The organism is Pedobacter superstes, assembly GCF_037622515.1.
Lineage (GTDB): Bacteria > Bacteroidota > Bacteroidia > Sphingobacteriales > Sphingobacteriaceae > Paradesertivirga > Paradesertivirga superstes.
Genome location: NZ_JBBJCN010000005.1, coordinates 266,886 through 278,623, shown reverse-complemented (window position 1 = coordinate 278,623; position 11,738 = coordinate 266,886). Strand labels below are relative to the sequence as shown.

Genomic DNA, 11,738 nt, shown 5'->3' with positions numbered 1-11,738 from the left:
TAATTAATTACAAACTAATTTTTTGTACAAATAATTTATTTACAATACTTTTGTAGATGATGGGAAAAAGCGTTTTAGTTTTTGATGATGATGAAGATATTTTAAGCATATTAATATATCTGCTGGAAGAAAAAGGATGGAAAATTAGCACCAGAACCACCTGTGCAAATATTTTAGCGGATATTGAGGAAACGAGGCCGGATGTTATACTGATGGATAACTGGATCCCTGAATCCGGGGGGAAAGTGGCTACTCAACTAATAAAAAACCACTCTGAATACAAGCACATTCCGGTGATCTATTTTTCAGCGAATAATGATGTTGAAAAATTAGCAAAAGAAGCTGGCGCCGATACACATCTGGCCAAACCGTTTGACTTGGATCAACTTGAACATTTATTGGTAACTATATCGACCTGAAACATTACTTAGTGCTCTATGAGCATTAAATCAACAGATAGCTCAAGCTGAACTTCGAACTAATTTGTCCAGCTTGAGCCCTGGGACTGTCGAGGCTGAGCCTGTGGAAAGCTTAATTCTTCAGCTCAAATACCGCCCTCATCTGGTAGTTTAATTTAATTTTCTTAAAATCAATATCAGGCATAGGAGCCATTTCAGCGCTCATTCCTTTGTCCATACTCATTACAGTATTTGCCCTGTACATTGGTTGCGGGTAGTATTCATTATTTATTTCCTGAATATCAAGCGCGTCACCCACTTTATCGTCAAGAGCGCCTGCCAAATACAAAGCCTTATCTTTTGCTGCCTTAAGCGCCCGTATTTTGAGATCTTGCTTTAAAGACTCCATTTTTGAGTAATCATAACTTTCAATATTAGTATACTCCACGCCCCGCGGTTCCACTGAACTTAAAATCTGATTAAATTTATTTAACTCCGTCACCTTAATCCTGTATTGCTTCCTTGCTAAAAATTCCGGATTTTTCTTTTTTTCAAAAGCATAGTTATAGCTGGAAATATTGTTAATGGTGAAATTTTCTTTAGGGATGCCGGCATCCAGAACTGCCTTCTGCAACTGCCGCTCCAGCTCCTCAATTTCAACTTTTTTCTTATTGGCATTATCACGAAAAAACTCTTTAAGTGAAATTCCAACATAAATTATATCAGGTGTTACCTCCGCCTCGGCGGATCCTGAAACTTCAATTTTTCTGCGGGTATCAACATTTTGCGCATATCCGGAAAATGCTACGACGGTTAATAGAACGATAACAATAATTTTCTTCATATTAATATTTGTGTTTGTGTGTTTACATTAGATGCTTCCTATTGATATTTTCCATAACACATAATTCAACCAATAGTTCCTATCCTATAGACCTTACGTAATTATGTCCATGGTCGTAACAGCTTAATATGGAATTATAAATTTATAAATCATCCAGAACATTAAACACCACCTGCTAAGCCTCCCAATCGCTACCTTTGCAGCTTTTTAATTCAGTTTGACAAATGAAACCCTATTTGCGCCTGTTCGATTTTAGTCAGAAAGTGGATTATAAAGCAGAAATACTTGCCGGGCTCACCGTTGCTATGACTATGATTCCCGAGTCACTTTCATTTGCCATATTAGCAGGGCTGCCCCCACTTACCGGCCTATATGCCGCTTTTATAATGGGATTGGTTACCGCAATACTTGGCGGAAGGCCCGGCCTGATTTCAGGAGGCGCCGGTGCAACAGTTGTGGTTCTTATTGCTTTAATAAAATCTCACGGAATCGAATATATGTTTGCCGCAGTTGCAATGGCCGGTTTCATTCAGATACTGGTAGGCTTTTTCAAACTCGGAAAATTCATCCGGCTGGTTCCACAGCCAGTGATGTACGGCTTCGTTAACGGCCTGGCGGTGATTATCTTCATGGCACAATTAGAGCAATTTAAAACAGTAGTTAACGGACAAACTACCTGGCTATCGGGAAGTAGCCTGACAATAATGGCAGGACTAACAGCTTTAACCATTGCACTGGTTGTTTCAATACCCAAAATCACCAAAGCCATACCAGCCTCACTTGTCGCAATCCTGGTGGTTTTCGGCATAGTTTTAGGATTTAACATTGATACCAAAACTGTGAAAGATATTGCTTCGGTAAGCGGAGGCTTTCCACCTTTTCATATCCCTATAGTACCCTTTAACTTCCAGACACTGACTATTATTTTCCCCTATGCTTTAATTATGGCAGCGGTGGGACTGACTGAAGGTTTACTAACTCTGAATCTGGTGGATGAAATTACCGGGACCCGTGGCCGGGGAAATAAAGAATGTCTTGCCCAGGGAAGCGCCAATATATTAAACGGATTTTTCTCAGGAATGGGAGGCTGTCCGATGATAGCGCAAACCCTGGTTAATTTATCTGCAGGGGCACGCTCACGATTATCAGGAATTATTGCGGCATTAACGATTTTAATCATAATCCTGGTAGGTGCACCAGTTATAGAACTGCTGCCATTGGCAGCACTTACGGGAGTGATGATTATGGTTGCCATAGGAACATTCGAGTGGATAAGCTTTAAAATAATCAATAAAATGCCCGGGGCTGATGTCGTCGTATGTTTTACGGTTGCTTTAATTACGATCTGGCTCCATAACCTGGCACTAGCTGTATTAATAGGGGTAATTATTTCAGCTCTGGTATTTGCCTGGGAGAGCGCTAAACGAATTCGGGCCCGAAAGTATACCGATGAACAAGGCATAAAGCATTACGAGATTTACGGCCCCCTTTTCTTTGGCTCCGTTTCTGCTTTTAATGAAAAGTTTGATGTCTTAACAGACCCCAAAGAAGTAATTATCGATTTTAAGGAAAGCCGCGTTGCAGACATGTCGGGCATAGATGCCTTAAACAAGTTAACAGAACGTTATAGAAAAGCGAACAAAAACCTGCATCTCAAACACCTTAGCCCCGATTGCAGAGAGTTATTGAAAAATGCCCGGGCTATCATCGATGTCAATATTATGGAAGATCCGGAATACCCCGTTGCTTAGAAAAAACGATTTTAATGCAATAAAAAAAAGAGCCGTTTCATGCTCTTTTTTTCGTGTATATATTTATGTGTGTGTGTCGGGCTGCTTTTAAGAAGCTTTCGTCATATCTAAAACTTTTTGTTGCTTTAATCTGAATTTTCTTACGTCATTTGAAAGGATAGCTTTTAAAAGCTTGTCTGTGCTGCTTAGTTGAGTTTTCTTTTCCATGTGAGGTACAATACCAAATTTATGCCATTCTGAAAATCAAGCCTGTCCTGATAAATTTTGCGATAAAATCGTCTGTTTTTTTATACACTTTTTCTCCGCTCGTTTAAACCAGAATACAGTTAAACCCGCTCCAGCGCATATTGAACATCGCAATGCATCATGTATATGGTTATGCCGAATATCGCTAACACTAATTATCTAACATTCAACCACCAGGGCGTGCAGGTTTTCATGTCTTTCAAATAAATTGACTCGCCGATCATCGGATGAAGAACAGGCATATCCCTTTTCTCACATTCTTCTAAAACACGTGTTATTGGTTCATCCCAGGCATGTTGTGCAAGTGAAAACTTTGCCCAATGAACAGGCAATAGTACTTTAGCCTTTAAATCTATGGCAGCCTGAACTATCTCTTCAGGCATCATATGGATATATTTCCAGTTCTTATCGTATTGCCCGCATTCCAGAATGGCCAGATCAACAGGGCCATGCAGACTACCAATTTTTGCGAAATGGGAGTCGTAGCCCGAGTCGCCACCCAAATAAATCTTCATGCAAGGGGTAGCAAGAACAAAAGACATCCACAATACCTGATTCCGCTTAAGGCCGCGTCCGGAAAAATGTCGTCCCGGAGCAGTGTACGCTTTAAATCCATCCTCCAAATTCACTTCCTCATTCCAGTCGCATTCTATAATTTTATCCGGCGAATACCCCCAATGTTCCAGATGAGCACCCACACCTAAACCAGTAATTACTTTTTTAATTTTAGGATTCAGTTTGATAACAGTTTCATAATCCAGGTGATCCCAGTGGTCGTGAGATAAAAACAAGTAGTCGATTTCTGGCATATCCTCTGCCGAATATACATCGCTGCCAGTATAGCTTCTGGTAGTGAATTTAACAGGAGAAGAACGTCCGCTGAAGATTGGATCTACAAGAATCTTTTTTCCGTCAACCTGGATAAAATACGAAGAGTGTCCGAACCAGACCAATATATCGTCTTCTAAATTCAAATTCAATAAGTCGGTTTTTGATGATGGTAATATCGCGGGGGGTCTGGAACTTTTACTTTTATTAAAAATCACCTCCCTCAGTACTTTGAAATAACTAACACCTTCGGTCAGATCCGGAGTAGGATTTATATTCTGAAATTTCCCATTCCTGTAATTAGGAGAATTTCTAATTCTTTCAAGCCGTTTGCCTGAAGATATCTTTCCGAACTGTGGTTGATGAAGGAAAATATAGGTAAAGACAACTAACAGAAGTAATATTAAGATGGTTGAAATCATTTATGTATGTCTGATCTAAAGGAACCTTATTATCGATTGTATTATTTTACAAAGAAAGTTAATCTATACTTCTTTCGATAAAGTGTTTAAAAAATAACTGGTACGCCCCCTGCTGAATTCTTAATCAGAGTATTTTTTTAAGAATCAAATCATGAAAACAGCGTCAGAGAGTCTTACCCCTGCTAGCAAAAAAGAGAAATCGCCGTGAAATTAAGGCAAAAATGCTGCTGATATTAAACAGCACAATTATTCATTGAGCACGAAATGTTTAGTAATTATCCCCGATCTTAGTTTTAGCTTGTCCGCTAAACTTAGTGGCATTAAAAAACTCAAGCTTTATTTGCCTCAGCTCAGTAATAAAGCTAAAAAATCTTCCTTCAAGCTCGGAATGAACTACGTTAAGCTGAGATTCGTTTTCAATATTATTTGTTTGAAGCAGGTCACTTAACTGATGCTGATGTTGAAGAATAGTATTTCGAAGCTGTTCTTTCCTTAAGTTAAGAGATCCAAAATGAGTTGAGAGACTTCTTATCAGCAACAAATTATCTTCTTCAATATTTGGCAAAAAGTATCTAGAGATAAGGGATTGGAAATAGCTGATTTCCTGTTCAAAAAACACGATGTCTGATAACCAATGGGTGGTTACCACATAAAGCTCTTCAACACCCATATGATGTAAAAAACCAATTGAAGACGCTATTTTCGATTCCATAAACTCTTTTCAATACGCTATAACCAGGTAACCCGGGATGTGTGGAACAATCTAAAATTCTTCTGTTAAAACCCGCAGGGGGCAACATTTCTTTAGTACGGCTAAAGATGAAAATGGTTATATATAATTTAAGATAAATGGCCGCCTTTAACCCGAGAAAAATCGGAGAATACAAAAACAGGTTTTGGGTGACTGAACCGGATTAAGACAATCTGAATTAAGAAAAAACGCCCTGAACAATACTCAAACTGGTTTTCTTAAATAATAATACCCTAATATAAGCAAACAAAGCAGACCGAATAAGAAACCGCCCAGAACATCCGTAAACCAATGGGCACCAACATAAATCCTTGAGAAAGGGATGGTAAATACAAAAAATAGAGAGATGCAGCCCAGAATTATTCGAAACCGCGTATTAATTGATTTCAGATGATACATTAACAGAGTCAGAAATCCAAAAAACACCACGTAGAAAAGGACATGTCCGCTTGGGAAACTTTGGCGTTTCGTTTCCCCTATTATTCTGACCATGTCTTCTGTTGGCCTGGGCCTGTTAATAATAATTTTTAATGAAGAACTTATTAAACCAGACAGAAGTGTGGCGCAGATATAGAAAGCCTCTTTCTTAAATTTGAATAAAAGAAATACTGCGGCTGTGAATAACACCATTATTACCGAATAGGGAAACACTCCGACTGCACTAATACCCTTCATTAAAGCATCTAAAAACGGATGCTGATGTTCTTGTATCTCTTCAGAAAATTCCTGATCGACCACAGAACTGGGGAAAGCATATATTAAGGCGGTAAGAATAATAAAACCCAGAATTAAAAAACCCAGCAAATAAAAAAGAATTCGTTTTCTATGTGGTGACATTCATCTGTTTTAATTATACGGTAACAACATTTACTACCGCCTGTTTGTATAACTTGGGCGAAACATAAATTAACAATAAATACAGCGCTGATTTTATCCGGAAAAGCCTTGTCTTCTTCTGCTTGCAGAAACGATACTGGCCCTTTTAAAACACTGCTTGGGTTATACTGTTAAGTATATGCGAATTGCGATAATCTGGCTAACCACACATGACAAAAAAAATATTGAGCATAGTATTCTTCCTGAGCTGCATTTTTACTTGTCATGCACAATATATAACTGAGACAAAGGACAGCGTCGAAGTAAGAGTGCATCCATCATACAATGATGTTCCAAATATCCACAGAAAGCTTTTTGGCGAAAATTACCGGAAAGAATGGTCCTTACCGGTAAAACTTCCTGTAATTAAAATTTCTGAAATAGCGGGCGGCTTAACACCCACGCAAACGGGGGGCGGCCACCAGTCGCATTCTTTGCGACTCGAGGATAAAAGCGGCGTAGAATGGGTTTTACGCTCAGTCGAAAAACATTCGGATGGCCTGGCTCCGGAAATTATTAAAGGCTCGGTTTATCAGTATTGGATATATGATAATTTTTCGGCGCAGCATCCATTTTCTGCTTTATTGGTGCCCGTTTTGGCCGCTGCTGTTAAAGTCCCGCATACCAATCCGCTTATTGGATTTGTTGCTCATGATAAGGCATTGGGTGAGTATGAAAAAGATTTTGCCGGAAGTGTATGTTTACTGGAAAAGCGGGAGCCTGAAGGCGATTCTGACAACACCTCTAAAATGCTCGAAAAGCTGGATGAAAGTAACGGAAATATCGTAGACAGTGCTGTATTTTTTCGTGCGCGGCTACTGGATTTACTTATTGCCGACTGGGGAAGGCATGAAGATCAGTGGCGTTGGGTAGATAAGATGAAAGGTAATGGCAAAGACTATCTGGTTATACCCCGCGACCGCGACCAGGCCCTGTACATTAACCAGGGCGTTTTACCCAAAGCAGCATCAGGCATGAGCTCTTTGTCTTTTCTTGAAGGATTTAACGCGAATTATAAAGATGTGAACGCATTTTTCTTCAATGGCAGAAAACTCAATCAGCAATTGCTTAATTCTTATACCTATAAAGAATGGATGCAAATGACCAGTGAATTTGTTTCCGCCTTGCCTGATGAAATATTAAGAAAAGCTGTAAATCAACTGCCGGGCTCAGTGAATTTCCGGAAAGATTGGATTTTCGAAACACTTCAGGGACGACGGAATAATATGATGCAGGCCATGGATAGTTATTATCATTTCCTTTACAGGATAATTGATATCCGAAGCTCTGACAAGGAAGAACTGATACAATTCAAAGAACAGGCGAATGGAGAGGTCAATGTGACCGTTCACCAACTTTCTCCCTCAGGAAATTCAGAAAAGCTATTATTTTCTAATAATTTCCAACCAGAGATAACCCGGGAAATAAGACTTTTTACGGGAAAAGGGAAAGACAGTATCCATCTGAATATTCCAACCAGTTCAATAAAGGTGCGGCTTATCGGAGGCGAGGGACAAAAAAGCTATGAACTGAGCTCTTCGAAAAATAAAGTGGACATTTATGAAAACCTGGATGATGATAAATTCCTGGGAAAACAGGAACAATTCAAAAAACATTTGTCTAATGACACCCTGAACACTCAAAAAGTATTCAGCAATTTATACACCAATACCTCAGGCATGTCGCCTACCGTCGATCTGAGGTCGGTGGACGGTATTTTTTTAGGATTAGCTTACTCCATAAAAAAGGAAGGTTTTCGTAAAGATCCATATGGCAGCAAGCAGAAGTTTTCTGTCTTAAAAAACCTGAATTCCAGAGCCTTAATACTACAATATAACGCACAATGGATTTCCGTTTTTAAAAACACCGATTTTACTATCGATGGGTTTGCTGATATGAAAGGAAATATCCTTAACTTCTTTGGCAGGGGAAATGAAACCTTTTTTGATCAAAGTGGTGATTTCAGAACATACTACCGCACCAACTTTTCATATTTCCAACTTGATCCGGCATTCCGTATTCGCTTTAAAAGAAACATCTCTATAAGCGCCGGTCCTTCCTTCCAGCATTTTAAGTTTAATCCCGCAGGTAATTCCGGACGATTAATCAGCACCCAGCCCATAATTGACCAATACGATTATTTACAAAAGGATAAAAGCCATGCAGGCCTGTTTCTGAATTTTGCATGGGATCGCAGAGACAACATGCTGTTTCCAACCAAGGGCCTGAACTTCACAATAAGAATGCACGGTTATACAGGATTAAATAAATATTCAGATTCATATGCCCAGGCATTTCCCCAAATTTCCTTTTACAAATCTCTCGACTCCAAGGGTAAATTTATTCTGACGAACCGCACCGGCGCAGGATTTACCTTGGGTAAAACCGCATTTTACCAGAGCGCGTTCCTGGGCAGCCAGGATAATTTATTAGGCTTTAGAAAGTTCCGCTTTGCAGGAGATAATCTTGCCTATACGAACTTCGAAACCCGGATAACCCTACCTAATTTCATGAAATACTTTCTTCCGGGTAAAATTGGCCTGATTGGCTTTTATGATGCGGGAAGAGTATGGATAGAAAATGATACATCCGATACTATTCATCATGGATATGGAGCCGGAATATTTATATACCCCTTTAAACGATTATTTATCAGGGCAGTAGCAGGTTTTTCTGATGAAGGGCTGCAGCCTTCAGTAACTTTAAGACAAAGATTCTAATATTGGATCCAGGGCATTTTTTGTTATAAATCGGCTTGATACATTCTCAGCAACTCTACGCTTACTGGCTTTGCAACAAAATCTATTACGATGGGGAATCCCCTGGATCGTTCAAGGTCGAGAGGACTTACAGAAGACGACAAGAGCACAATCTTTGTATTATTAAAAGGCTGAAATTGTGGTTTTGAAAACTCGTTCAGAAAGCCCCAACCATCCATAACAGGCATGTGTAAGTCTAAAAAAACTAATTCAGGGTACGATACGTTTTCATCAATACATTCCAGCAAATTTACGTAATAAGCTATCGCCTCTTTTCCGTTTGAAGCCTGAACTATCTCGGCCTCCGGCAGTACCTTCCCCATTAACCTCCTGTTAATCAGAGACGCTACTCTATCATCATCAATAAAAAGAACTTTGTTCAGCATATGCTTTATTAAATGTTAGTGTAAACTTTGTTCCTTCATCAACTGCACTCTCTAACTCTATCCTGCCGCCGAGGGCCTCTATTTGTGATTTTACTAAATATAAACCCAATCCTTTACTGTCAGGATGATTATGAAATCGCTGATATAGTCCAAAAACCTTGGACCGGTACTTCTCCATATCCAGGCCAATTCCGTTATCCTGAAAGGTAAGCACAGATTTTGTTTCATACTCTTCAATCCTAACTGTCAACTTGAGTTTTCGCTTATCAGACCGATATTTAATTGCGTTAGTTAACAAATTAAGAAAAATACTTTCCATATAGGCTCTGTTAAAGTTAATAACAGTCCCGGGTTTCAGATTGAGATCAATTTCCAGATCAACTTCATCTATCAGGTTAGAAACCTGGGCCGCGACCTTCTGAAATAAGGATAGTAAGTGAATGTCTTCCTGTTCTAAGCCAGTATTCTCTTTGATATATAAAATCTTTAACAAATCATTAACCGTATCATTTAATGAGTTTGTAGAAGTTCCAAAGCCCTGAATGATCTCCTTCAAGGATGAATCTTCGATAGTATTAATATCAATTAGCCCCAACAAGCCCAATAGGTTCGATAGCGGAGCCCTTAAATTGTGAGACGTGATATATGAAAACTGCCGCAGATCTTTATTATGCATTGTTAGTTCGTGTATGAGTACCTCTCTTTCCTGCTCTCGTTGTTTCCGGTCAGTAATATCACGATAGTTGAAAACAGTAGCTTTAACACTTTCATCCCCGAGTAAATTGGTTGCTGTTCCTTCAATCCAGATATAGTCGCCATTTTTATGTAGTATCCTGTATTGCTGATATACCGGTTTCCCCGGATTTTTAACCAGGGCGTTATAGAGTTTTTCGCATTTTTCAACATCCTCCGGATGTACATTCCCGAACAATAATCTTCCCGCTCTTTCCTCCAATAAATAACCAGTAATACGTTCTACTGCCGGGCTTTCATAAATGATTACTGCTGAAGCGTTGGTAATTGTAAGACAATCTGTACTGTTCTCAATTAAAGCTCTGAAGCGCCTTTCTTTGTTAGACAACTCCAAAGTTCGTTCCTTAACTTTCAGTTCGAGTTCCGCGTAAAACTGCTTGATTTTATCTTGTTGAAACTTATCCTGTGTGATGTCTTCTGATATCCCTACAAGGTACAAAGGCTTCCCCTCCTCATCCTTTACAGGTATCTTTTTCGTGCGGAGCCAACGCTGGCCTTGTTTGGTTAAAATTGGCTCCTCTTCCACCTCAATTATGGATTCATTTTTAAATACTTCCCAATCTTTTTCCCTGAAGAATATTGCCTGCTCCCGAGGAAAAAAATCAAAATCTGTTTTACCAATATAATCTTCTCTTGAGATGCCTAATAATTGTTCCCCAGCCTTATTAATTGCCGCAAACCGAAGATCCTGAGCATCTTTTACAAAGATCATGTTTGGAATATTCTCAACAATTGTTTCAAGGAACAACTTGCTTTTCTTGATTTCGTCCTCAGCCTTTTGGCGTTCGTCTGTTTCCGCTTCCAGATCCCAATCAATTCTATTAGCCGCTTTTATTGAATTCAATATCACAAAAAGTGAAATCGCCAGTATAGTAAAAAAGAAAAGTACTAGTCCGAATGATGAGGGATATAAGCCTTTTTTTTCTCCGTAAAGACGTAATATGTCCAGAATTAAAGGAACAATTATGATCGTTGGAAATAAGCTTCGGGCACTTCTTCCCCCACTGTAATGACTTATTATCTCTGCCATATATCCCTTATCCTTACCCGCTAAAAGTATAGATACCGATAACATCAGTATCCATAGAGTTCCGTTTAGTGTAATAAGGGAATCCGGAAATGGTAAAGCTAACTCCGGCATATCATGCAAATAACCGATAAGTGACATGACCGCTATTGAAGCAGTGATGAGCGAAAGTGATTGTGACAGAAATGCCTTTTTAAAAGTCAACAGAAACAATGAAATCCCAATGAGCAAGAATGCGAAGGCAGAATTCACCGGAATCAATACGAACTTTCCATCCCAAAAAGACCTTCCTGTGGAAAAAATATAGCTATCGACATTATGATTATAGAAATATACCAGGAGCCTTAATGCAGTACCAAAAATGACCAGCAAGGACAATGCCTGACCCGCCCTGAAACAATAAGAACTTTTGTTCTCCCCGGATACCAACAGTAAGACGGAACCGCATAAAATTGCTGTAATGGCCACAATTGGACTTGTAGCACCTGACTGAGGAAAAGGCTGCTTAAAAATATGAATATCAAACAGCCATGTTATTAAAACTAAAATCGCTGTTACGATTACGCTAAATGTAATGATAAGCTTAGTAGAATGCAGCTTCCTCAGTAATAATGAATCTGCTGTATGAACCGGGTTATTGTTTCTCAAGTTTAAAAGGTTATAATTATAGAATTAGGTGCAAACAAACGCTATTTAT

At 39.1% G+C, this 11,738-nt stretch carries 9 protein-coding genes; 3 read left to right on the top strand and 6 right to left on the bottom strand.

Annotated features, from left to right (window positions below; translation table 11 throughout):
* Positions 1-56: 56 nt before the first annotated feature.
* A complete protein-coding gene (locus tag WG906_RS15245) occupies positions 57-419 on the top strand; it encodes a response regulator (RefSeq protein ID WP_339993663.1) in 363 nt (120 codons plus the stop codon).
* A gap of 112 nt (positions 420-531) precedes the next feature.
* On the opposite strand, the gene WG906_RS15240 is transcribed toward WG906_RS15245, so the two are convergent.
* Complete coding sequence (locus WG906_RS15240; protein WP_339993662.1) at positions 532-1,242, bottom strand: SIMPL domain-containing protein; 711 nt, start codon at positions 1,240-1,242, stop codon at positions 532-534.
* A gap of 224 nt (positions 1,243-1,466) precedes the next feature.
* On the opposite strand from WG906_RS15240, the gene WG906_RS15235 reads away from it, so the two are divergent.
* A complete protein-coding gene (locus tag WG906_RS15235) occupies positions 1,467-2,993 on the top strand; it encodes a SulP family inorganic anion transporter (RefSeq protein WP_339993661.1) in 1,527 nt (508 codons plus the stop codon).
* Positions 2,994-3,394: 401 nt separating this feature from the next.
* On the opposite strand, the gene WG906_RS15230 is transcribed toward WG906_RS15235, so the two are convergent.
* The 3 genes from WG906_RS15230 to WG906_RS15220 form a co-directional block, all read right to left on the bottom strand.
* Positions 3,395-4,489 carry an MBL fold metallo-hydrolase gene (locus WG906_RS15230; protein WP_339993660.1) on the bottom strand — a complete coding sequence of 365 codons (1,095 nt, stop codon included), beginning with the start codon at positions 4,487-4,489 and terminating at the stop codon, positions 3,395-3,397.
* 268 nt (positions 4,490-4,757) lie between these two features.
* Positions 4,758-5,201 (bottom strand): hypothetical protein, encoded by a 444-nt coding sequence (locus WG906_RS15225; RefSeq protein ID WP_339993659.1) that lies wholly within the window; start codon positions 5,199-5,201, stop codon positions 4,758-4,760.
* Between the two features lie 243 nt (positions 5,202-5,444).
* On the bottom strand, positions 5,445-6,077 hold the full coding sequence (locus tag WG906_RS15220) for a phosphatase PAP2 family protein (protein ID WP_339993658.1): 633 nt from the start codon (positions 6,075-6,077) through the stop codon (positions 5,445-5,447).
* A 209-nt stretch (positions 6,078-6,286) separates the two neighbouring features.
* On the opposite strand from WG906_RS15220, the gene WG906_RS15215 reads away from it, so the two are divergent.
* Complete coding sequence (locus WG906_RS15215) at positions 6,287-8,836, top strand: BamA/TamA family outer membrane protein (RefSeq protein ID WP_339993657.1); 2,550 nt, start codon at positions 6,287-6,289, stop codon at positions 8,834-8,836.
* A gap of 23 nt (positions 8,837-8,859) precedes the next feature.
* On the opposite strand, the gene WG906_RS15210 is transcribed toward WG906_RS15215, so the two are convergent.
* Positions 8,860-9,261, bottom strand: a complete 402-nt coding sequence (locus WG906_RS15210; protein WP_339993656.1) for a response regulator — start codon at positions 9,259-9,261, stop codon at positions 8,860-8,862.
* Complete coding sequence (locus WG906_RS15205; protein ID WP_339993655.1) at positions 9,236-11,689, bottom strand: PAS domain S-box protein; 2,454 nt, start codon at positions 11,687-11,689, stop codon at positions 9,236-9,238. The genes WG906_RS15210 and WG906_RS15205 overlap by 26 nt, the downstream gene beginning before the upstream one ends.
* Positions 11,690-11,738 lie beyond the last annotated feature (49 nt).

Coding starts and splice junctions, on each gene's coding strand:
- WG906_RS15245 (WP_339993663.1), top strand. CDS start 57: ATGATGGGAAAAAGCGTTTTAGTTTTTGATGATGATGAAGATATTTTA.
- WG906_RS15240 (WP_339993662.1), bottom strand. CDS start 1,242: ATGAAGAAAATTATTGTTATCGTTCTATTAACCGTCGTAGCATTTTCC.
- WG906_RS15235 (WP_339993661.1), top strand. CDS start 1,467: ATGAAACCCTATTTGCGCCTGTTCGATTTTAGTCAGAAAGTGGATTAT.
- WG906_RS15230 (WP_339993660.1), bottom strand. CDS start 4,489: ATGATTTCAACCATCTTAATATTACTTCTGTTAGTTGTCTTTACCTAT.
- WG906_RS15225 (WP_339993659.1), bottom strand. CDS start 5,201: ATGGAATCGAAAATAGCGTCTTCAATTGGTTTTTTACATCATATGGGT.
- WG906_RS15220 (WP_339993658.1), bottom strand. CDS start 6,077: ATGTCACCACATAGAAAACGAATTCTTTTTTATTTGCTGGGTTTTTTA.
- WG906_RS15215 (WP_339993657.1), top strand. CDS start 6,287: ATGACAAAAAAAATATTGAGCATAGTATTCTTCCTGAGCTGCATTTTT.
- WG906_RS15210 (WP_339993656.1), bottom strand. CDS start 9,261: ATGCTGAACAAAGTTCTTTTTATTGATGATGATAGAGTAGCGTCTCTG.